At 55.6% G+C, this 21844-nt stretch carries 20 protein-coding genes and 1 pseudogene; 9 read left to right on the forward strand and 12 right to left on the reverse strand.

Translation table 11 applies throughout. The features are described 5' to 3' along the window. The first annotated feature begins 159 nt into the window (after nucleotides 1-159). The gene (gene dld, locus AC4IC4_RS15580) at nucleotides 160-1908 is read left to right on the forward strand and encodes a D-lactate dehydrogenase (RefSeq protein WP_491471479.1); all 1749 of its coding nucleotides are present in this window, start codon (nucleotides 160-162) and stop codon (nucleotides 1906-1908) included. Nucleotides 1909-2020: 112 nt separating this feature from the next. Further along, the gene (locus tag AC4IC4_RS15585; RefSeq protein WP_024908153.1) at nucleotides 2021-2575 is read left to right on the forward strand and encodes a GNAT family N-acetyltransferase; all 555 of its coding nucleotides are present in this window, start codon (nucleotides 2021-2023) and stop codon (nucleotides 2573-2575) included. A 139-nt stretch (nucleotides 2576-2714) separates the two neighbouring features. On the opposite strand, the gene pbpG is transcribed toward AC4IC4_RS15585, so the two are convergent. Together pbpG and AC4IC4_RS15595 are read right to left on the reverse strand one after the other, a co-directional pair. Then, nucleotides 2715-3638 (reverse strand): D-alanyl-D-alanine endopeptidase, encoded by a 924-nt coding sequence (pbpG, locus tag AC4IC4_RS15590; RefSeq protein WP_491471480.1) that lies wholly within the window; start codon nucleotides 3636-3638, stop codon nucleotides 2715-2717. A gap of 167 nt (nucleotides 3639-3805) precedes the next feature. Continuing rightward, a complete protein-coding gene (locus AC4IC4_RS15595) occupies nucleotides 3806-4393 on the reverse strand; it encodes a Yip1 family protein (protein ID WP_023312454.1) in 588 nt (195 codons plus the stop codon). A 157-nt stretch (nucleotides 4394-4550) separates the two neighbouring features. On the opposite strand from AC4IC4_RS15595, the gene AC4IC4_RS15600 reads away from it, so the two are divergent. Further along, entirely contained in the window at nucleotides 4551-5123 is a 573-nt protein-coding gene (locus AC4IC4_RS15600) for a DedA family protein (RefSeq protein WP_024908155.1), read from the forward strand. An 86-nt stretch (nucleotides 5124-5209) separates the two neighbouring features. On the opposite strand, the gene AC4IC4_RS15605 is transcribed toward AC4IC4_RS15600, so the two are convergent. From AC4IC4_RS15605 to AC4IC4_RS15620, 4 genes are all read right to left on the reverse strand, one after another. Beyond that, nucleotides 5210-5974 (reverse strand): SDR family oxidoreductase, encoded by a 765-nt coding sequence (locus AC4IC4_RS15605; RefSeq protein WP_491471481.1) that lies wholly within the window; start codon nucleotides 5972-5974, stop codon nucleotides 5210-5212. A gap of 50 nt (nucleotides 5975-6024) precedes the next feature. Then, nucleotides 6025-7443 carry a multidrug resistance outer membrane protein MdtQ gene (gene mdtQ, locus AC4IC4_RS15610; protein ID WP_491471482.1) on the reverse strand — a complete coding sequence of 473 codons (1419 nt, stop codon included), beginning with the start codon at nucleotides 7441-7443 and terminating at the stop codon, nucleotides 6025-6027. A 128-nt stretch (nucleotides 7444-7571) separates the two neighbouring features. Next, a complete protein-coding gene (gene dusC, locus AC4IC4_RS15615) occupies nucleotides 7572-8504 on the reverse strand; it encodes a tRNA dihydrouridine(16) synthase DusC (RefSeq protein ID WP_048028228.1) in 933 nt (310 codons plus the stop codon). A 41-nt stretch (nucleotides 8505-8545) separates the two neighbouring features. Next, complete coding sequence (locus AC4IC4_RS15620) at nucleotides 8546-9343, reverse strand: AraC family transcriptional regulator (protein ID WP_491471483.1); 798 nt, start codon at nucleotides 9341-9343, stop codon at nucleotides 8546-8548. A gap of 59 nt (nucleotides 9344-9402) precedes the next feature. Here AC4IC4_RS15620 and AC4IC4_RS15625 point away from each other — a divergent pair. The 6 genes and pseudogenes from AC4IC4_RS15625 (at nucleotide 9403) to AC4IC4_RS15650 (ending at nucleotide 14754) form a co-directional block, all read left to right on the forward strand. Continuing rightward, nucleotides 9403-10106: pseudogene (locus AC4IC4_RS15625) on the forward strand (type 1 glutamine amidotransferase). Between the two features lie 190 nt (nucleotides 10107-10296). Then, a complete protein-coding gene (locus AC4IC4_RS15630) occupies nucleotides 10297-10692 on the forward strand; it encodes a CidA/LrgA family protein (RefSeq protein WP_014884558.1) in 396 nt (131 codons plus the stop codon). Continuing rightward, nucleotides 10689-11384 (forward strand): CidB/LrgB family autolysis modulator, encoded by a 696-nt coding sequence (locus AC4IC4_RS15635; protein WP_024908161.1) that lies wholly within the window; start codon nucleotides 10689-10691, stop codon nucleotides 11382-11384. The genes AC4IC4_RS15630 and AC4IC4_RS15635 overlap by 4 nt, the downstream gene beginning before the upstream one ends. A 129-nt stretch (nucleotides 11385-11513) precedes the next feature. After that, nucleotides 11514-12398 (forward strand): cytidine deaminase, encoded by an 885-nt coding sequence (gene cdd, locus AC4IC4_RS15640; protein WP_023616716.1) that lies wholly within the window; start codon nucleotides 11514-11516, stop codon nucleotides 12396-12398. A 126-nt stretch (nucleotides 12399-12524) separates the two neighbouring features. Further along, nucleotides 12525-13241: an outer membrane permeability protein SanA gene (gene sanA, locus AC4IC4_RS15645; protein WP_008500918.1), complete on the forward strand. Its 717-nt coding sequence runs from the start codon at nucleotides 12525-12527 to the stop codon at nucleotides 13239-13241. Nucleotides 13242-13365: 124 nt separating this feature from the next. Next, on the forward strand, nucleotides 13366-14754 hold the full coding sequence (locus AC4IC4_RS15650) for a glutamine synthetase family protein (protein WP_491472835.1): 1389 nt from the start codon (nucleotides 13366-13368) through the stop codon (nucleotides 14752-14754). A gap of 50 nt (nucleotides 14755-14804) precedes the next feature. On the opposite strand, the gene mglC is transcribed toward AC4IC4_RS15650, so the two are convergent. The 6 genes from mglC to folE all read right to left on the reverse strand — a co-directional run bounded on the left by mglC (nucleotide 14805) and on the right by folE (nucleotide 21747). Beyond that, nucleotides 14805-15815: a galactose/methyl galactoside ABC transporter permease MglC gene (gene mglC, locus AC4IC4_RS15655; protein ID WP_008500921.1), complete on the reverse strand. Its 1011-nt coding sequence runs from the start codon at nucleotides 15813-15815 to the stop codon at nucleotides 14805-14807. Between the two features lie 15 nt (nucleotides 15816-15830). Beyond that, nucleotides 15831-17351, reverse strand: coding sequence for a galactose/methyl galactoside ABC transporter ATP-binding protein MglA (mglA, locus tag AC4IC4_RS15660; RefSeq protein ID WP_032646557.1), 1521 nt, complete (start codon nucleotides 17349-17351; stop codon nucleotides 15831-15833). A 79-nt stretch (nucleotides 17352-17430) separates the two neighbouring features. Beyond that, nucleotides 17431-18429 (reverse strand): galactose/glucose ABC transporter substrate-binding protein MglB, encoded by a 999-nt coding sequence (gene mglB / locus AC4IC4_RS15665; protein WP_024908164.1) that lies wholly within the window; start codon nucleotides 18427-18429, stop codon nucleotides 17431-17433. A gap of 294 nt (nucleotides 18430-18723) precedes the next feature. Beyond that, the gene (galS, locus tag AC4IC4_RS15670; RefSeq protein WP_248165239.1) at nucleotides 18724-19746 is read right to left on the reverse strand and encodes an HTH-type transcriptional regulator GalS; all 1023 of its coding nucleotides are present in this window, start codon (nucleotides 19744-19746) and stop codon (nucleotides 18724-18726) included. A gap of 155 nt (nucleotides 19747-19901) precedes the next feature. Next, nucleotides 19902-21059, reverse strand: a complete 1158-nt coding sequence (gene yeiB / locus AC4IC4_RS15675) for a DUF418 domain-containing protein YeiB (RefSeq protein ID WP_048992530.1) — start codon at nucleotides 21057-21059, stop codon at nucleotides 19902-19904. A gap of 19 nt (nucleotides 21060-21078) precedes the next feature. Then, nucleotides 21079-21747: a GTP cyclohydrolase I FolE gene (gene folE, locus AC4IC4_RS15680; protein WP_008500927.1), complete on the reverse strand. Its 669-nt coding sequence runs from the start codon at nucleotides 21745-21747 to the stop codon at nucleotides 21079-21081. Nucleotides 21748-21844: the final 97 nt, after the last annotated feature.

The raw sequence follows: 21844 nt of genomic DNA on the forward strand, positions 1-21844 counted from the left end.
GACGATCTCGGCCATACCGTGCGAAAAGCGCAGTGTGCCACAAACCCTCAGAACGTTGCAGGGTTATTCTCTGATTTTTCTCGTGAATACTCGACCGCTTAACAGTTAATCGCGCTATGCTTTACAGCGAGAAATTTGCCCCACCACAAGGAGTGGAAGATGTCTTCTGTTCGAACAAACGATAACACGGCTTTTATTAACGAACTGTCGCGCCTGGTTGGCTCCTCTCACCTGCTTACCGACCCGGCCAAAACCGCCCGCTACCGTAAGGGTTTCCGCTCCGGCCAGGGCGAGGCGCTGGCGGTGGTCTTCCCCGGCACGCTGCTGGAGCTGTGGCGCGTGCTGAGCGCCTGCGTCGCCGCCGACAAGATCATTTTAATGCAGGCCGCCAATACCGGCCTGACCGAAGGCTCCACGCCGAACGGCAACGATTACGATCGCGACATCGTGATTATCAGCACCCTGCGCCTCGACAAGCTGCACCTGCTGGACAAAGGCGAGCAGGTGCTCGCGTTCCCCGGCACCACGCTCTATTCCCTCGAAAAAGCGCTTAAGCCGCTGGGTCGTGAGCCGCACTCGGTGATTGGCTCCTCCTGTATTGGCGCCTCGGTGGTCGGTGGGATCTGCAACAACTCCGGCGGCTCGCTGGTGCAGCGCGGCCCGGCCTATACCGAGATGTCGCTGTTTGCCCGTATTGACGAAAATGGCAAGCTGACGCTGGTCAACCATCTGGGGATCGATCTCGGCGTGACGCCGGAGCAGATCCTCAGCAAGCTCGACGACGATCGCGTGAAGGATGAAGATGTGCAGCACGACGGCCGCCACGCGCACGATCACGACTACGTGACCCGCGTGCGGGATATTGACGCCGATACGCCGGCGCGCTACAACGCCGACCCGGACCGCCTGTTTGAATCCTCCGGCTGCGCCGGGAAGCTTGCCGTTTTTGCCGTGCGCCTGGATACCTTCCCGGCAGAGAAAAAGCAGCAGGTATTTTACATTGGTACCAATCAGCCTGAGGTTCTGACCGAGATCCGCCGTCATATTCTGGGTGAATTCACCCACCTGCCGGTCGCGGGCGAGTACATGCACCGGGACATTTACGACATCGCCGAGCGTTACGGCAAAGATACGTTCCTGATGATCGACAAGCTGGGCACCGACAAAATGCCGTTCTTCTTCACCATGAAGGGCCGCACCGACGCGATGCTGGAGAAAGTGTCGCTGTTCAAACCCCACTTCACCGACCGCTTTATGCAGAAACTGGGCAACGTTTTCCCGGCGCATTTACCGGAGAGGATGAAAACCTGGCGCGACAGGTACGAGCATCACCTGCTGCTGAAAATGGCCGGAGACGGGATCGCCGAAGCGCAGGCCTGGCTGACCGAGTTCTTCAAAACCGCCGAAGGGGATTTCTTTGCCTGTACACCTGAAGAGGGCAGCAAAGCCTTCCTGCACCGCTTCGCTGCTGCGGGTGCCGCCATCCGTTACCAGGCGGTGCATTCCGAAGAGGTGGAAGATATTCTGGCGCTGGATATCGCTCTGCGGCGTAACGATACCGAGTGGTTTGAACACCTGCCGCCGGAAATCGACAGCAAGCTGGTGCATAAGCTCTATTACGGCCACTTTATGTGTTATGTCTTCCATCAGGATTACATCGTCAAAAAAGGGGTCGATGCACACGAACTGAAGGAGCAGATGCTCGCCCTTCTGCGTGAACGTGGCGCACAATATCCTGCGGAACATAACGTCGGACATCTTTATAAAGCTCCCGACGCACTTAAGCAGTTTTATCGCGAGAATGACCCTACAAACAGCATGAATCCCGGCATCGGTAAAACAACGCGGAAGAAATACTGGAAAGAAAGCGCGGACGCGGAGCAGCGCATAACGCAAGCGTCTGATTAATTCCTACAGCCAAATTTGAGAGATTGTTAAGCGCTCCTTAATCGTAATAGAGTAACTGTCTGACGCCGGAGAAACGTTTCTCCGGCTTTCTATAACGAGGAGCAGGCTCATCATGTCGGCTATTGATGTTTTATCCGAGACCGAACTGGAAGTGCGCGATGCCCTTCCCGATGATGTGCATGCCATCGCCGCGATCTATGCCTGGCATGTGCTTCACGGGCGCGCGTCATTTGAAGAAGTCCCCCCCACTATCGACGAAATGCGTCATCGAATGAAAAGCGTGGCTGAGAACGGTTTACCGTGGCTTATCGCACTGTATCGCGGCATCGTGGTGGGCTACTGCTACGCCACGCCTTACCGTCCGCGACACGCCTACCGCTATACCCTGGAAGAGTCGATTTACGTGGATGCCAGCATCACCGGGCGCGGTTTTGGCACGGCGTTAATGTCTGCGCTGATTGAACGCTGCGAACAAGGCCCGTGGCGGCAGATGATTGCCGTGGTGGGAGATGGCAATAATAATGCCGGTTCGTTACGCCTGCATAAAAAGCACGGCTTCGTGATTGTCGGTCAGCTGCGCAGCGTGGGCTATAAGAAAGGCGACTGGCGGGATACGGTAATTATGCAGCGCCCGCTCAACGATGGTGACTGGACGCTGCCGGAATAAACGCAAAACGGTAACCTGGGTTACCGTTTTTAGTGTTTTCTCCCTCTCACTGTGGGAGAGGGTCGAGGCGAGGGCATCAGCGCGTGCAGGCTTTGTAGGCCGGGTAAGGCGAAGCCGCCACCCGGCGCTGACAGACGGCTCAGTCGTTCTGCGCCGTCGCCATCTGCTCCGCTTTCTGCTTTTTATACGTCAATGCGGCGGCCGGAACGGGCTGCACTTTTCCTGTTTCAATCCAGGTACGCAGGCGGCTCGCGTCCGCAAAGTGCGTGTATTTGCCGAAGGCATCCATTACCACCAGCGCCACCGGCTTACCGTTAAACACCGTGCGCATCACCAGACAGTGCCCTGCCGCGTTGGTAAAACCGGTTTTCGTTAACTGAATATTCCAGTTATCACGGTAAACCAGATGGTTAGTATTGCGGAACGGCAGCGTATAGGCCGGGTTCGCAAAGGTCGCCATCTCTTCACGGGTGGTACTGAGCTGACCAATCAGCGGGTACTGTTTGCTGGCAATCAGCAGTTTCGTCAGATCGCGGGCGGTGGAGACGTTGCTGATCGACAGACCCGTCGGTTCAACATAATGCGTATTGTTCATCCCCAGCGATTTGGCTTTGGCGTTCATCGCGTGGATAAACGCGTCGTAGCCGCCCGGATAGTGGTGCGCCAGGCTCGCCGCCGCGCGGTTTTCAGACGACATCAGCGCCAGCAGCAGCATATTTTTACGGCTGATTTCACTGTTCAGCCGCACGCGGGAGTAGATCCCTTTCATCTCCGGCGTGTGGCTGATATCCACTTTCAGCTTTTCGTCCAGCGGCAGGTGGGCATCAAGCACCACCATCGCGGTCATTAATTTGGTAATCGAGGCGATCGGGCGCACCAGGTCCGGATGGCTGGCGTAGATCACCTTATTGGTGTTGAGATCGACAATCATCGCGCTGCCTGAAGCAATTTGCGGTTGGGCAGCGGCAGCGGTCACCGCGGGCGTTTTGGCGACGGCCGGCACGGCAGCGGACGCACCCAGCAACAGCGCCAGGCTAAGTAAAGAGACTCGGAATTTCAGCATGGTGAGACTTCTGATAATTATTCACGCACGTCATGACGTACACCGCCTGTATCAACGGATAAACACAGGCTGGCTTCGGCATCATAGCCGTCAGCGGGCGTTGTCGCCAGAGGATAATCGTGAACAGATGCTGCATTGCTGGCATTTACGCCAGCAATGCAGTGAACTCAGAAGAGACGGTATCCATAACCCCAAAGGATCACCGTCAGCGCCAATAGCGCCTCCAGCACCAGCACCCCGATAGCGAGTGTTGAACTGGAAAAACTCAGGCCTTCTTCTTTATTGATATTCAGGAAGGTTGGAACCCCCAGATACAGCAGATACCCGGTGTAAAAGAGGGCAATGGTACCGATCAGCGCGCACAGCCAGACCAGTGGATAGAGCGCAACAATACCGCTTAAGAACAGCGGGGTCGCGACATATCCGGCAAAGACCATACAGTGCGCCAGCGATGGACGTTGTGGGTAGTTACGCGCCATCCAGTGAATGACTCGCCCCATGACCGCCACACCCGCCAGCATCAGACCATAAAAGACGATGGCCAGATAGAGTCCGGTAAACCAGGAAAGCTGAACCACGGTGCCGTCACCGAAGTTCCAGCCGATTTGTGTCGTTCCGATAAAAGCGCATATTACCGGCACCGCAGCCATCAGCAGCACGTGATGCGTGTAATGATGCGAGACCGTTTCGTTCTCACTTTTAATGACATGCATTTCACGATCGGGATGGGAGAAAAGTCCCCAGACATGGTTCATAGCGCCCCCTTGTTGTCGGCCCGTCAGCGATACCTTAAGTATAATGCAGGCTTTAGATTATTTTATGTACAGTGGGAAATTTCCGTTGATTTCCCCGCTGTTGATTCATGGGGTATATGATTAAACGAGGTACGCAGAGGGAGATAACAGTTACGTAATGGATATTAACGCACTCATTGAACAATATGGCTATGCCGCGCTGGTCATCGGTAGCGTGGCAGAAGGTGAAACCATCACCCTGTTAGGCGGCGTCGCCGCGCATCAGGGATTGCTGAAATTCCCGCTGGTCGTCGCCGCGGTCGCGCTGGGCGGGATGATTGGCGATCAACTGCTCTACTTTCTCGGGCTGCGCTTCGGGCCAACGCTGCTTAAGCGTTTCACAAAGCATCAGAAGAAAATTCGCCGCGCTCAGCGGCTCATTCAACGCCACCCCTATCTGTTCGTCATTGGCACGCGCTTTATGTATGGCTTTCGCATTATCGGGCCGATACTCATTGGTGCCAGCCATCTGCCGCCAAAAATTTTCCTGCCGCTCAATATTGTGGGTGCGATTGCCTGGGCGCTGATCTTTACGACGCTCGGTTATGTGGGGGGCGAAGTGATTGCGCCCTGGCTGCATAATCTCGACCAGCATCTCAAGCACTGGGCGTGGCTGATTCTGGTGGTCGTGGCGGTGATTGGGGTCAGGCTGTGGCTGAAACACCGGGAAAAGAGGCGGGATGAGGAGTAGCCGGGTGCGGCCTGATTCCCTCACCCTAACCCTCTCCCACAGGGAGAGGGAACTAAAAACACCCTCTCTCACAGGGAGAGGTGAACCTACCCCTCCGGCTTAAACTGCGGGTTCGCCAGCATAAAGCCCCCATCGACGATAAACGATTGCCCCGTTGTATAGCTGGCGTCGCTGTCGCACAGCCACGCGACCAGGCTGGCAATCTCTTTGGTATGGCCCGGCCTTGCCAGCGGTATTTCCGGCATTGAACCGTCCTTCACTTCGCTGTCGTCCATGTCATTCATCGGCGTGGCAATGGCACCCGGTGCGACGGCGTTCACCAGAATATTGTGCTTAACCAGCTCCATCGCCATGGATTTGGTTAACCCGCCGAGCGCGTGTTTCGCCGCCGTATAGGCGCTGGCCTCCGGAAGCGGCGTGTGCTCATGCACCGAGGTGATGTTCACAATCCGCCCCCCTTTACCCTGCCTCACCATCTGCCTTGCGGCAATTTGTGAACAGAGAAACGCGCCGTCCACGTCGACGGTGAAAATATTCCGCCACTCGTCAAACGGCATCTCGAGGAACGGCGCTTTGGTCATCGCCCCTGCATTATTGACCAGCACGTCCAGCCGACCAAAACGCGCAATCAGCGTTTCAATAGCCTCAGCGCCTTCCGGCAGCGTGCTTAAATCAAGATGGATAGCCTCCGCGCGCTGCCCCTGCGCTTCGACTTCGCGGCAGGTTTCCAGCGCCCCTTTCTCATCCGAGTGCCAGGTGACGCCAATATCAAACCCGCGCTCAGCCAGCATCAGGGCCGTGGTTTTCCCAATCCCGGAATCCGATGCGGTAACAATCGCTACTCTGGTCATACTCACCTCCTGAGAAACTGCAAAGAGGTAAGTATAGATAATGGCCTTTTTTAGCCATGATGATAGCCACCGCCCAGCGCCGAGGTCAGCTGCAGGGTAGCGTCGACATATTGCCCCTTCAGCAGCACGCCTTCGAGGTGCTCTTTGAGGGCCGGTATTCTGGCTTCACTGACACGGGAGCCCGCAATAATGCCCGCGCTGAAACGCGCCTGTGCCAGCGCCACAACCCGTGCCGCATCTTTTTCAACCTGCTGCTGTTGGCTGTTCTTCGCCATCAGCGTTTCGACTTCGCTGGCGGTGCGTGCCACCTGATTGACGGCCTCCACCACCGCTTTGTTGTAGTTGGCTACCGAAAGGTTGTTCTGCGCCTGAGCGATATCCAGGCTGGCGTTCAGCCTGCCGCTGTCAAAAATTGGCAGCGTCAGCCCGGCGGTGACGCCCATCTGCTGCGCGGATGAACGGAACAGATCGCTCAGATGGAGGGCATCCTGCTGTAAGAACGCCATCAGGTTCACGTCAGGATAGAACGCCGCTCTGGCGGCCTCTACCTCGCTCATGGAGGCTTCGATATACCAGTGCGCCTCCTGAAGATCCGGACGGCGTGCCAACAGTTCATATCCGAGCGTCGACGGTAACGAGGCTTCCACCGTCGGCAAGGCGTGCCGCGTTAGCTTCACGGAGGAGGAGTTCGTCAGCGCGACCAGACGCGCCTCTATGGCTTTCATCTTTCCGTTGACCTCGGCCAGCTGCTCTTCGGTTTTGCTGGCGTTGATATCCGTTTCGACACCCTCCACGGAGGAGGTGATGCCGTGCTGATACAGCTCGCGATCGGCACCGATAATATTGTCCTGCTCATGTTTGATCTGCGCGAGAACCTCCCCCGCGGCGGCCTGAGTTTGCCACTCCCAGTAGAGCCGCGCCACGCTGCCGGCCAGCAGCTGACGGGTCTGTTCCAGCTCCGCTTTTTGCGCATTCACTTTGCCAATCCGGGCTTCGACCTGCGCGCGATTTTTACCCCACAGATCGAGATCCCAGCCTGCGGTCAGGCCAAAGGTGCCGTTGGTGTACCACGGCCCGGTTGTCCCTGCCGCCGGGTCGGTAATGGCAAAGGGCCCCATCAGCCCTTCGGCGGACATTTTCTGGCGTTCAGCATCGGCGGAAAAATCAATTTGCGGACCGTCGGCAGCCATAGTGGCTTTTGCCTGGGCTTCGGCAAGCGTAATCCGCTGACGGGCAATCTGCATATCCGGCGCATCGCTTAATGCTTTCGCAATAAGCCCGTTAAGCTGGGGATCGTTATACGCCTTCCACCACGCATTTTTCGGCCAGTCGGTATAATGCAATGAGGTATTCACAGACTCGGCGGCCGATTGTGTATTTAGCGGAGAGACGGTGGCATGTTCAGGTGCGCAGGCTGCCAGAATTAAAGCAAAGGGGACACTCAGAGATAAAATAAGAGAACGTTTCATTACGCCATATACTCAAAAAATAAAGGCGAAAAATACGCTTGATACTATTTATTTTTTTAGTAATGCGTGGCAATCCGTAAATTGTTATACATTTACATAATCAGAAAATTATTCACCAAATGAATAAATTACTTTGACTGAATCACCCGCGCAATATCAGCCGACGTCTGTAAAGTACGAATCTCCTGAAATAACCCCAGCGCTTCATCGTACTCTTTGCGTAAATAACTCAGCCACTGCTTAATTCGCGCGACGTGATACAAACCGGTGTCGCCCTGCTTTTCCAGACGGCTGTATTTTTGCAGCAGCGTGACGACGTCTGCCCACGGCATACGCGGTTCGTTATATTTCACCACCCGGCTGAGGTTAGGGACGTTCAGCGCGCCGCGGCCGATCATTACCGCATCGCAGCCGGTGGCCTGCAGACAGGCCTGCGCGCTCTCGTAGTCCCAGATTTCGCCGTTGGCGATCACCGGAATGGTGAGGCGTTTGCGGATCTCACCGATCGCCTGCCAGTTAATGCGATCGGCTTTGTAGCCATCTTCTTTGGTACGGCCATGCACCACCAGCTCGGTGGCGCCGGCCTGCTGTACCGCATCGGCGATTTCAAACTGCCGCGCATCGCTGTCCCACCCGAGGCGCACCTTAACCGTCACCGGCAAATGCGCGGGTACCGCCTCGCGCATGGCTTTCGCGCCGCGGTAAATCAGTTCAGGATCTTTCAGCAACGTCGCTCCGCCGCCGCTGCCGTTCACCAGCTTAGACGGACAGCCGCAGTTGAGATCTACCCCGTAAGAGCCCAGCTCAACCGCGCGGGCTGCGTTTTCCGCCAGCCATTCCGGATACTGGCCGAGCAGTTGAATACGCACCAGCGTGCCGGAAGAGGTCCGGCTCTGGTTGTGCAGCTCGGGACACAGTCGGAAGAAGGATTTTACCGGCAACAGCATATCGACCACGCGCAGAAACTCCGTCACGCAGAGATCGTAATCGTTCACCTCGGTCAGAAGCTCGCGCACGAGGGAGTCGAGCACGCCTTCCATTGGGGCCAGTAAAACACGCATAGCAGTACCTGTGAAAAAAGACGCGCTATAGTAGCCGCTCTCTATATCGCTGGGAAGCGCTTCTGTTCAGGGAAAAAGTCAGCTGGCGTTGCCCCGACAATGGCGCGAAACGCCGCAGCAAATGCCGCCGGGCCAGAAAATCCCAGCATCCAGGCCACCTGCTTAGCCGGGTATCCGTTTGCGAGCAGGTCCAGCGAGGCACAAATCCTTGCGCGCTGTCGCCAGGCCCGGAAGCTAAAGCCGGTATCTTTGATAAACGCGCGTGAAAATGTGCGTTCAGACATCGCGGCCTGTTCCGCCAGCCTTTCCATAGATACGTCCCAGAGATTGTTGGCAATGATGTCACAGGCAACGCGATGTAAGCGCTCATCAACGGGCATCGGTAATTCGGCCGAAATCTGCTGCGTCTCACTGAGAATGTCGAGCAGCAAAACGGCCATGCTGCGCTGGCTTGCCGGCCGGTATTCCGCGCTGAACAGCCCGGCAATCAGCTCTTTGAACAACGATGTCGCCATAATCACGTGAACCTCTTCTTTCCGCTTAAAAGGCTCGCATTGCGCTATCAGCGCCGGGCTAAACCAGACCGCGCGCAGCTCCGTTGTGGATAACACGCTGTAGGTGTGTTCCTGAAACGGAGGGATCCATAGCGCGCGCTGTGGCGGTATGACCCAGCGTTTGCTGCCGGTTTCGACCAGCATCACCCCTTTGATGGCAAACAAAAGTTGTCCCTGCGAATGCCGATGAGGCGGATCCACTTCACCGCGCGTATAGCGAATTGCCCCTCTTGACCATCCGATAGCATCGTCGTGAATTGGCGTTTTATCGATAACGGTTGGCATTTCACATTTCCCCCTTCCTCTTATGATGCTGCTTGTACACGTAACCAGAGAGAGACGCAATGCACATCCATTTTATTATTCATGAACATTTCGAGGCACCTGGCGCCTATGAAATCTGGGGGAAAAGTCGCGGCTGCAGTCTGAGCTACACCAGAGTGTATCAGGGCGATTCGTTACCCGAGGCGCTGGGGCACACAGATCTGCTTATCATCATGGGAGGCCCGCAGTCACCCGCCACCACGCGTGAGGAATGCCCTTGGTTTGATGCGCAGGCGGAAAAGGCACTCATCAGCCGCGCGATAGAGGCAGGTAAACGGTGATAGGCGTTTGTCTGGGCTCGCAGCTTATCGGTGAAGCGCTGGGCGCAGCGTTTTGTCATAGCCCGGAAAAAGAGATCGGCAAATTTCCCGTCAGGCTCACAGATGCAGGCAAGGCGAACCCGCTGTTTGAGGACTTTGGCAGCGTGCTGAACGTCGGTCACTGGCATAACGACATGCCAGGGTTGACGCCGCAGGCTAAGGTTCTCGCTTACAGCGAGGGCTGTCCCCGCCAGATTGTGCAATACAGCGAACGGGTTTACGGTTTCCAGTGCCATATGGAGCTAACGCCGGAGCTGGTAGAGTTGCTGATTGAGCATTCGCAGAGTGACCTCCGCCGCGCGGGTGAATTCCGTTTTGTCGAAACGGCAGAAAAACTCCGCTCGCATGATTATTGCGAAATGAACCAGGTGCTGTTTTCTTTTCTCGATAAACTGACCGCCTGACGCTGATGCCTTCTCTGGCACGCCGTTTCGCCAGCGCAATCCCTTTCCTCTAAACTGTAGCCTGCACCGGTAAGGTGATACCGGACGTTCCATTCCGGAATGTCTGGTATGCTCAAAATTCATGATGTGATCCATGGCACATTTTTAGGTTTAATTGTATGATGAATGCGTTTCAGCAAGGACTATCACCATGAGCAAATCATTGAACATTATCTGGCAATATCTGCGCGCATTCGTCCTGATTTACGCCTGTCTGTATGCCGGGATTTTCATCGCGTCGCTGCTGCCCATCACCATCCCCGGCAGCATTATCGGCATGCTGATCCTCTTCGTTTTGCTGGCGCTGCAAATCCTGCCTGCAAAATGGGTCAACCCCGGCTGCTTCGTCCTCATTCGCTATATGGCGCTGCTTTTCGTGCCTATCGGCGTTGGGGTCATGCAGTATTTTGATTTGCTCAAGGCCCAGTTCGGCCCGATCGTGGTCTCCTGCGCGGTCAGTACGCTGGTGGTTTTCCTGGTGGTGAGCTGGAGTTCACATCTGGTGCATGGCGAACGTAACGTGATTGGGGAGAAAACAAAAAAATGATGGCCAATATCTGGTGGTCCCTGCCGCTCACCCTGGCAGTGTTCTTCGCCGCGCGCAAGCTTGCCGCACGTTTCAAAATGCCGTTGCTGAACCCGCTGCTGGTGGCAATGGTGGTGATTATCCCGTTCCTGCTGCTCACCGGTATTCCTTACGAACGCTACTTTGCCGGCAGCAAAATTTTAAACGACCTGCTGCAGCCCGCTGTCGTTGCGCTCGCCTTTCCTTTATACGAGCAGCTGCACCAGATCCGCGCCCGCTGGAAATCCATCATTACCATCTGTTTTGTCGGCAGCCTGGTGGCGATGATCACCGGTACGTCGGTGGCGCTGTTGATGGGGGCCTCGCCGCAAATTGCCGCCTCTATTCTGCCTAAATCGGTGACCACGCCTATCGCGATGGCGGTTGGGGGCAGCCTCGGCGGTATTCCGGCCATCAGCGCGATGTGCGTCATTTTCGTCGGTATTCTCGGCGCGGTGTTTGGCCACACCCTGCTGAACGCGATGCGTATTCATACTAAAGCGGCACGGGGGCTCTCGATGGGCACCGCCTCCCACGCCCTGGGCACGGCCCGCTGCGCGGAGCTGGATTATCAGGAAGGAGCGTTTAGCTCCCTGGCGCTGGTGATCTGCGGGATTATCACCTCCCTGCTGGCCCCGTTCATTTTCCCGCTTATTCTGGCGGTGATGGGCTAAAATTTGCGATGCGTCGCGCAAATTTTATTTTGATTTCATAAGTTGCATACATAATGAGATGTGGATCACATATAAAGCCCTGACGGCTCCGTAAACTACCGATCCATTAACCTTTATGAGGCAAACGCCATGCACCCACGTTTTCAAGCTGCTTTCGCCCAGCTTGCTGAGAATTTGCAGTCAGCCCTTGCTCCCGTTCTGGCAGATGCACACTTCCCCGCCCTGCTGACCGCGGAGCAGGTCACGATGCTGAAACAGGCAACGGGACTGGATGAAGACGCGCTGGCTTTCGCACTGCTTCCTCTGGCTGCTGCCTGCGCGCGGGCCGATCTCTCCCACTTCAACGTCGGGGCCATTGCGCGCGGCGTCAGCGGCACCTGGTACTTCGGCGGCAACATGGAGTTCCTGGGCGCAACCATGCAGCAGACCGTTCACGCCGAGCAGAGCGCCATCAGCCACGCCTGGCTGCGCGGTGAAAAAGCCCTGAGCGCCATTACCGTTAACTACACCCCCTGCGGCCACTGCCGTCAGTTCATGAACGAGCTGAACAGCGGGCTGCAGCTGCGCATCAACCTGCCAGGCCGCGCGCCGCACACGCTGGCGGATTATCTGCCTGACGCGTTTGGCCCGAAAGATCTGGAGATCAAAACCCTGCTGATGGACGAGCAGAACCACGGTTTCGCCCTGTCCGGCGATGATCTGAGCCAGGCGGCGATTACCGCCGCCAACAAGAGCCACACGCCGTACAGCAAGTCCCCGAGCGGCGTGGCGCTGCAGTGCCGCGATGGCCGAATCTTCACCGGCAGCTATGCGGAAAACGCAGCGTTTAACCCAACGCTGCCGCCGCTGCAGGGCGCACTTAACCTGCTGAGCCTGAACGGCTATGACTATCCGGACATTCAGCGCGCCATTCTGGCCGAGATTGCCGATGCGCCGCTGATTCAGTGGGATGCCACCGCCGCAACGCTCAAAGCATTAGGCTGTACGACAATTGACCGCGTACTGCTGGCGTAATCCTTCCGGCGGGCAGAAATGCCCGCCAGTTTGCTGAAAAACCCCTCAGTTGAGTCGCTGTTTCTTGCGCTAACCAGGCGGGTAAAGTAGCCTGAGTTAAATTTCATCCACGCACGAGCCATCTGCATGTTAAAGCGCGTTTTTTACAGCCTGTCTGTCCTGGTCGGCATACTGCTGTTGATCGTGCTCGGTCTCGACCGCTGGATGAGCTGGAAAACCGCCCCCTACATCTTTGACGACCTGCAGGACCTGCCCTATCGTCAGGTTGGCGTGGTGCTCGGCACCGCCAAGTATTACCGCACCGGCGTCATCAACCAGTATTACCGTTACCGCATTCAGGGCGCGCTGAACGCCTACAACAGCGGCAAGGTGAACTACCTGCTGCTGAGCGGCGATAATGCGCTGCAAAGCTACAATGAACCGGTGACGATGCGTAAGGACCTGATTGCCGCGGGCGTGGATCCTGCCGATATCGTGCTCGACTACGCCGGGTTCCGCACCCTGGACTCCATCGTGCGCACGCGCAAAGTCTTCGACACCAACGACTTCATCATCATCACCCAGCGTTTCCACTGCGAGCGCGCGCTGTTTATCGCGCTGCATATGGGCATTCAGGCACAGTGCTATGCAGTGCCGTCGCCAAAAGATATGCTGAGCGTGCGCGTCCGCGAGTTCGGTGCCCGCTTTGGTGCCCTGGCCGATCTGTATATCTTTAAGCGCGAACCGCGCTTTTTAGGCCCGCTGGTGCCGATTCCGGCGATGCATGAAGTGCCGGAAGACGCGCAGGGTTACCCGGCCGTCACGCCCGAGCAGCTGCTCGATATGCAGAAAAAAGAGAAATAACAGCACCGCCTTTATACTTTCTTTACGCCGGGTCTGACGCTTTTTATCTCCCCTTTACGTCGGCTCTTTTAAGCTGAGTTCACTGCCGCTACGGCTTCATTGAAGAATGACTATGAACTCGATAATGAATGCGTTTTTCCTCAAAAGTCTCCGTCCGTATTTTAACCTTCCCGGTTTATCACTTCCTGGCGCACTCAATTCCGGTCTCTGGCTTGATGAAAAAATTGACGCCCTGCAGCACAACATTTCAGTGGAAGTAGCCGATTACCTGGAACGTTACCCGCAGACGAAACATGTAGACGTTTACCTGAACGATATCAACGGCACGATGCGTGGCAAGCGTCTGTCGGTGGAGAGCATGCTGAGTCTGGAAAAAGGCTGTTACTTTCCCCTTTCGGTCTACTCGATGGATCAGAAAGGAAAAATCGCCGCCCCGCTTTATGATGAACCGGACCGGCTGTGCGTTCCGGTCGCCGGCTCTTTGCGTCCCTGTCCGCAGGATCCGCAGCACAACGCGCAGATCCTGCTGACGATGAAAGACAGCGACGATAGCCCCTGCCCGCTTGAGCCGCGCGTGATACTGCAGAACGTGCTGGCCCGCTTCCACCGGCACGGCCTTTTCCCGGTGATTGCCCCGGAAATCGAGTTCTATCTGACGGGACATGACGATCGGGATCCGCAAAATCAGGGCTGTTTTCATATGGATGCCTCGTCAGCGCATGCCGCGCTGTTTGACGAGCTGGAACAGCTGGCGCACCTGCAGCACATCCCGCTGTCAGGGGTCGTAGCGGAAGCCGAGTCCGGTCAGTACGAATTAAACCTGAAGCACAGCCATCGCGTCGTTGAAGTCTGCGATAACGTGCTGGCGCTGCGTCGCCTGACCCGATACGTTGCCGAAAAGCACGGCCTGCAGGCCAACTTTATGGCCAAGCCCTTCAGCGAACTTTCCGGCAGCGGCTTGCACTTCCATTTCAGCCTCAACGACAGCCGCGGCGAAAACGTCTTTGCTTCCCCGGTTAACGCGCTGAACAGCATGGTGCGTTTGTGCATCGCGGGCCAACTGGCGCTGATGCCCGCCTCTATCGCCATTCTTGCGCCGGGCGTCAACGCGTTTCGTCGCCTGCGTAAAAACCTGACGGAACCCGTATTTAACTCCTGGGGCTATAACACCCGCTCCGCCGCCTTGCGTATTCCCTGCTCGGATGACCACAACCGTCGTATCGAGTACCGGCTGGCCGGGGCTGACGCCAATCCGTATCTGGTGGCTGCTACTATCCTGACCGGCATGCTGTACGGGCTGGAAAATATCGACGAGGAGGAGTTGCCCGAACCGCAGCACGATCAACCTGAACTGCCGCTGTTTCAGCAGGAGGCGATTGAGACCTTTGCCCGCTGTCAGTACCTCACCGACAGCCTGGGCGACGCCTTTTCCGAACAGTGGATCGCCTGCAAGCTTTCTGAACTCGACTGGTTTGAACGCATTGTGACCCGAGAGGAGTCACAGCTGGCATAAGGCATAAAAAAAGCCCGCTCGGTGAGCGGGCCGGGTATCGCGAGAGACGATTATTTCTTACGCGCGTACTTCAGTGAATCCAGCGCAACCGCGAAGATAATGATGGCGCCTTTGATGATGTACTGCCAGTACGGGTTCACGCCGATATAGGTCAACCCGTAGTTGATGACGGTGAAGATGATCACACCGGTCACCACGCCGAGTACGGTACCCACACCGCCGCTGAAGGAGACGCCGCCCACCACGCAGGCTGCAATCGCATCCAGCTCGTACATGAAGCCAAGGTTGTTGGTTGCAGAGCCGATACGGCCCGCTTCCAGCATCCCGCCGAAGGCATAGAACACGCCTGACAGTGCGTAGATGATGAGCAGGTTCAGGGCAACGTTTACGCCGGACACTTTCGCCGCTTCCGGGTTACCGCCGATGGCGAAGATGTTTTTGCCAAAGCGCGTTTTGTTCCACAGGATCCAGACGAAGGCGACCGCAATCAGCGCATAGAAGGTGATATACGACAGGCGGAAGCTGCCCAGCGCAATAAACCCTTGCGTAAAGGTCGAGAAGCCGCTGTCAAAGCCCGAGATGGGTGAAGCACCGACAAAGTCGTAATACAGGGAGTTGATACCGTAAACGATGATCATCGTACCCAGGGTGGTGATAAATGGCGTCACGTTCAGGTAGGCGATGATAATACCGTTGATCAGACCAATCACCGCACCGATGGCGCAGACAATCAGGATCACCACGAAAATCGGCATAGTGGCCATTTCCGGGAAGACCTTGTTGGCGTTTTCCATCGACTGCAGCAGGGTTGCCGCGATAACCGCCGCCAGACCCACCTGACGACCGGCAGAAAGGTCCGTCCCCTGGGTCACGATCAGGCCCGCTACGCCCAGCGCAATGATAATACGCACGGAGGACTGGGTCAGAATGTTACTCAGGTTCAGCAGGCTTAAGAACGTAGGGTCCTGGAAAATAATGATAGCCAGCAGTACTAAAAGAACAACGTAAATACCGCCTTCTTTCAGGTAAGTGAGAAAACTTTTTTTATTTAACGCACTCATGAGGAGCCCCTGATCTTAAAGGTGCAAAGACGCAAGACGCAAAATTTCGTTTTGCGTTGTCGTTTTGGTGTCAACAATACCGGCGACGAGACCATTGCTCATAACCAGAATACGGTCTGTGATCCCTAACAATTCCGGCATTTCGGAAGAAATAATAATGATCCCTTTATTCTTTTTCGCCAGCTCGGCAATCAGCTGATAAATTTCAAACTTCGCGCCGACGTCAATACCGCGGGTCGGTTCATCCAGCATCAGAATTTCTGGCTGGGTTAATAACCAGCGGCCGATAATGACTTTTTGCTGGTTACCGCCTGACAGCGAACCAATCTGGGTGCGGTGGCCTGGCGTTTTCACGCGCATGGAGTCAATCACCCATTGGGTATCGCTCTTCATGCGGGAGTTATCCAGCAGCCCGACTTTGTTTTTGTAATTGCGAATGTTAGAAATTAACGAGTTAAAGTTAATATCCAGATAGGCATAAATACCGGTCGAACGACGCTCTTCCGTCACCAGCGCAAAACCATTATTAATGGCTTCGTTGGCGTTGTGGTTATTGATTTTCTTACCGTGCAGCGTAATGGTGCCTTCGGCTTTCTCACGAATGCCAAACAGGGTTTCCACGATATCGGTACGCTTTGCCCCCACCAGCCCGGCAATCCCCAGGATCTCTCCCTTGTGCAGGTCGAAGGAGACATCGCGGATAGACGGCTGACGCAATGAGGTCAGATTGCGCACTTCCAGAATCACTTCACCCGGCTTGTTTTCTTTGTCCGGGAAGCGCTGGTTCAGGGAGCGGCCGACCATCATGGCGATGATCTTGTCCATGTCCAGCCCTTCCAGCGGCTGCGTGGCAATCCACTGGCCGTCGCGCAGGATGGTGATCTCATCGCACAGCTGGAAGATCTCTTCCATTTTGTGGGAGATATACACAATGCCGCAGCCGCGCTCTTTCAGCTTGCGAATAATGGTAAAAAGGTGATTAACCTCTTTTTCCGTTAATGACGATGTCGGTTCGTCCATGATGACGATTTTCGCGTCATAGGAGAACGCTTTGGCGATTTCGATCATCTGCATCTGGGAGACGGATAATGTTCCCACGCGGGCGCGCGGATCGATATCAATATCCAGCTCGTCGAAAATCGCTTTGGTGTCACGATACATTTTGTCCTGATCGACAAAGACACCTTTGGTGGGATAACGCCCCAACCACATGTTATCCATGACTGAACGCTGCAGCACCAGGTTTAATTCCTGGTGAACCATCGAGATACCGTTTTCCAGTGCTTCTTTCGCTGAATGGAAATCGATCTCTTTCCCCTGAAAAAGAATGCTGCCAGAATCTTTTTGATAGATCCCAAAAAGACATTTTAATAATGTTGATTTACCCGCACCGTTCTCACCCATTAAAGCGTGAATAGAGTGAGGACGAACTTTTAAATTAACATTATCGAGTGCCTTAACGCCGGGAAATGACTTGTTGATACCGCTCATTTCCAACAGGTATTCACCGGATGACTGAGTAGTTGTGCTGACCATAATTATACCTTGTTGGCCTCGCATATCGCGTTATAAAAGGGCGCAACGAATTGCGCCCAGTGGAGACAGTACCGCTAACTTATTTACCGATAAACTCAGCCAGGTTGGACTGGTCTACGCCCACGTAAGGTACGCGAACGATTTTGTTTTCAATTTTCCAGTTGGTGCCATCTGCCGCGCCTTTGCCATCGGCCAGGTTTTTCGCCAGATCGAAGGTCGCTTTCGCCTGGTTGTTGGCATCGTTCAGCACGGTACCGGCCATCGCACCGGATTTAACCAGCGCCAGCGCTTCTGGCAGCGCATCCACACCGAATACCGGGATGGACGATTTGTTGTGCGCTTTCAGCGCTTCTACCGCACCCATTGCCATCGCATCGTTGTTGGCGATAACCACTTCGATTTTGTTCGCGTTAGGGCCGGACAGCCACGCGTCCATCTTATCTTTCGCCTGAGCGGTATCCCACATCGCGGTATCTAACGCCAGCTGCTGGGTTTTCAGGCCCTTGTCGTTCAGCTCTTTGATAACGTAGGTGGTACGCGCTTCAGCATCCGGGTGGCCAGGTTCGCCTTTCAGCAACACGAACTGAATCTGACCGTCTTTGTTCAGGTCCCAGTTCGGGTTCGCCGCCCAGTGTTTGGCGATCAGATCGCCCTGAATAATACCGGACTCTTTGGAGTCGGTACCGACGTAATACGCTTTATCGTAGCTATCCAGCGCCTTACGGGAAGGTTCTTTGTTGAAGAAGACGATCGGCACGTTCTGGCCGCGCGCTTTTTCAATAACCGTGCCTGCTGCAGCCGGGTCAACCAGGTTGATGGCCAGGGCTTTCACGCCTTTCGCCAGCAGAACGTCGATCTGGTCGTTCTGTTTGGACTGGTCATTCTGGGAGTCGTTCATCAGCAGCTGAACGTCTGGCGCTGCTTTCGCATCTTTCTCAATCGCTTTACGCACAACAGACATGAAGTTGTCGTCGTATTTATAGATGGTCACACCAATACGGGTATCCGCAGCGTGCGCTGCTGCACCAAAAAGCATGCTTGCCATTACAGCAGACAGGGTCAACACCTTCTTATTCATGGTATCTCCGGTTTTTTTATGCAGGGTAGTTCTTGTGAATAACGATCGGCGGGCAGGTGTTAATAAAACGTTACTGACAGCCGAAGTTCACTTATAAAATTTCTATCTTCCGTGTTCGGTAACGCTCCAGAAATGCGTTTTATTCGTTGTTTGCGGCACGTTGGCTATAGTGAAAGTGAATAATCACCGTTACATAGCGTTTCAGCTCCTAAAACGCTGACATCATAGTCAGCGCCTTGTTAAGATACTGTGAATTTACTCACATATTGAAAACGGTTACATCACCTCATGTAATCAGTTAGTGATCGGAACCACAGTTTGCCTGGCCGCGACGGAGTGGCGACGCACTAAAGTCGGCATGAAACAGTGCGTTGCGCCCGGATCCAGCAGCCCTGCCGCCCCCTGTAACGCCAGCTCAGTCGCCAGTTTCGCCATAGAGGCAATGGGGTAGCGCACCGTTGTCAGCTGCGGGTCGGTGTAACGGGCAATCGGAATATCATCAAAGCCAATGAGTGATAAATGCTGTGGCACCGCAATGCCGTTGTCTTTCAGCGCCGTCAGGGCCCCTGCCGCCATGCTGTCGTTATAGGCAAACACCGCAGACAGCTGCAGGTTGCGGCCCAGCAGTTCCACCATCGCCGCTTCACCGCCCTGCATGTCCGGCGTGCCGGTCCCCACCCAGCTTTCGGAAGGCGTAATGCCGTGCTCTTTCAGGGCGTTTTGCCACCCCTCGCGCCGCAGGTCGTCATCTTCAATCTGATGGCTGGAGGCCAGATAGCCAATCCGCTGATGCCCGTTGTTAATGAGCATTTTCGTGGCCATCATGGCGCCGCTGACGTTATCCAGCCCGACGCAGCGATGGGCATAGCCGGGGACGATACGGTTAATCAGCACCATGCCCGGGATCTGATCCATAAAGCCGGTTAGCTCTTCATCGCTCAAGGCTTTTGAGTGGACAATCAAGGCATTACAGCGCTGGCGAATCAGCACTTCGATGGCATGGCGCTCTTTTTCCGCCTCATGATAGCTATTGCCGATCAGGACGTATTTCTGATGCTGCTGGGCGACCACGTCGACCGCTTTCACCAGCGCGCCGAAAAAGGCATCTGATACATCCATCACCACCACGCCGATGGTGTCGCTGACCTGCGTCGCAAGCGCCTGCGCATTGGCATTTGGCCGGTACCCGAGCTGGGTCACGGCTTTCATTACGGTTTCACGGGTTTCAGGGCTGACCAGCGCGCTGTTGTTCAGCACGCGCGAGACGGTGGCCACAGAAACGCCCGCCTGACGGGCGACGTCACGAATGGTGATCATATTCACCATCCTTCAAAGGATTGCAGCAACTCACAGACACCCCCTGTGTTTAGCAAGGTGGCTATTTTGGCAGCGAGAGAAAGGGGACTACGTGAAGAAGCTCACACTCATGAAAACGCTTACATCCGTTTTGTTAATGATTGTGATCCAGATCGTTATCTGGATGTGTTTTTCAATGATACCCCTGAAGCATGTGCGGTTAACTGACGCCACACCCACTCCAGCGGTCCCTGGCGGAAATAACGTAGCCAGAGAACAGAAAACGCCAGGTTAACCACCCAGACCGGGATAACAAACGCCAGCAGCGTGAGGCGGTCGAATTTCATAAACAGGCCAAAGCGATAGAAAAGCGTGGTGCAGAGAAGCGTTTGCAGGAGGTAGTTGCTCAACGCCATACGGCCCACGCAGGCGATAGCGCTGACGATCCACAGGCGGGAAAGCGTTGGCCAGAAGCCATAGATCAGCGCCGCGTAGCCGATGGTCTGGAACGGTGCGCTCAGTTCGCGCGGCACCTGGAGCAGGAACGCGCACCAGCGGTAATCCCAGTGGATGTGCCACTGCGTAATGACCGCCGGGAGGTTAATCAGCACGCCGAGCAGCACCAGCCCCACACCCGTTCGCCGATAGTGACGCAGGCTGAATTCGCCTTTCAGCCAGCCGGTGCGCATCAGTGACGCGCCCATCAGCATCATGCCCGCCAGCTGCCAGCCGTATTGCGCCCCCAGCGCAAGGAGGTTGTCCCCCAGCATATCCGCGCGGTTGCTTATCGCTTCCGTACCGCCTTTCAGCTTCCAGAACTGCTCGTACTGCAGGTTAGCGGCATCCGGGATCCAGGCACGGTTAGTCGCCTCGCCGGAGATCATCCCCAGCAGCAGCAATACGGCAAGCCCCATGACATAGAGCATCACGCCGGTGTTAAACAGGCTTTTAACGCTGTGCGCATCGCGAATCAGACGCCAGCAGATGAGCCCGACTAACCCATACGCGAGAAGAATATCGCCGTCCCAGAAGAACAGGCCGTGAATAAAGCCGAGGATAACCAGCAGCGTCAGGCGCGACTGGATCCAGCGCGTACCGCGTTTGAGGAGAAGCTGCAGGCCTGCGCCAAACAGCAAGGCAAAGAGCGTGAGGAATTTGACCTGCGCGAAGAGGTCGAGGATCGCCCACGTCCAGGCATCACTGCGCGTGATGTCGCCATACCAGGCAGGATTGAGATAAGCCGCCTTCGGCAAACCGAAGGCGGTGATATTAAGCAGCAGGATACCGAGAATGGCGACGCCGCGAACAAAATCGAGCGTGACGTTTCGCTCCATGGTCCCTGCCCTGTAAGACTTAGTTGTGGTGACGTACGGCGCGCAGGAACTCCTGGCGGGTATTCTGGCTCGATTTAAACAGACCGCCCAGCGAGGTAGTGGTGGTCGCACTGGTGGCATCGCGCACGCCACGCGCTTTCACGCAGTAGTGAACCGCATCGATAGAGACGGCCACGTTATTGGTGCCCAGCAGCGTTTGCAGCGCGGTCAGGATCTGCTGGGTCAGGCGCTCCTGCACCTGCGGACGCTGAGCAAAGAACTGCACGATGCGGTTGATCTTCGACAGGCCAATCACCGTATCTTTGGGGATATACGCCACAGTCGCTTTACCGTCGATGGTCACGAAATGGTGTTCGCAGGTGCTGGTCAGCGTGATATCGCGGACCGTCACCATCTCATCCACTTTCATCTTGTTTTCAATGACGGTGATTTTCGGGAAGTTGGCGTAATCCAGACCCGAGAAAATTTCGTCGACGTACATTTTCGCGATGCGGTGCGGCGTCTCCATCAGACTGTCGTCACTCAGATCGAGATTCAGCAGCTCCATGATATCGGTCATATGACCGGCAATCAGACGCTTGCGGGTTTCATTGTCCAAATCCTGTACGGGCGGACGCAGTGGCGTTTCAAGACCGCGCGCAACCAGGGCTTCGTGGACCAGGGCAGCTTCTTTACTGAGTGATGACATTTTGTTCTCCTGCAGGTGTGGCGTCTTTTGCCCTCGTTGTGGCAAAAGTATGCGCTCATTGTGCGTGAGGCGGCGCACATAATCCAGTATTCACGAC

This window comes from Enterobacter sp. Taxon_2 (assembly GCF_058355295.1).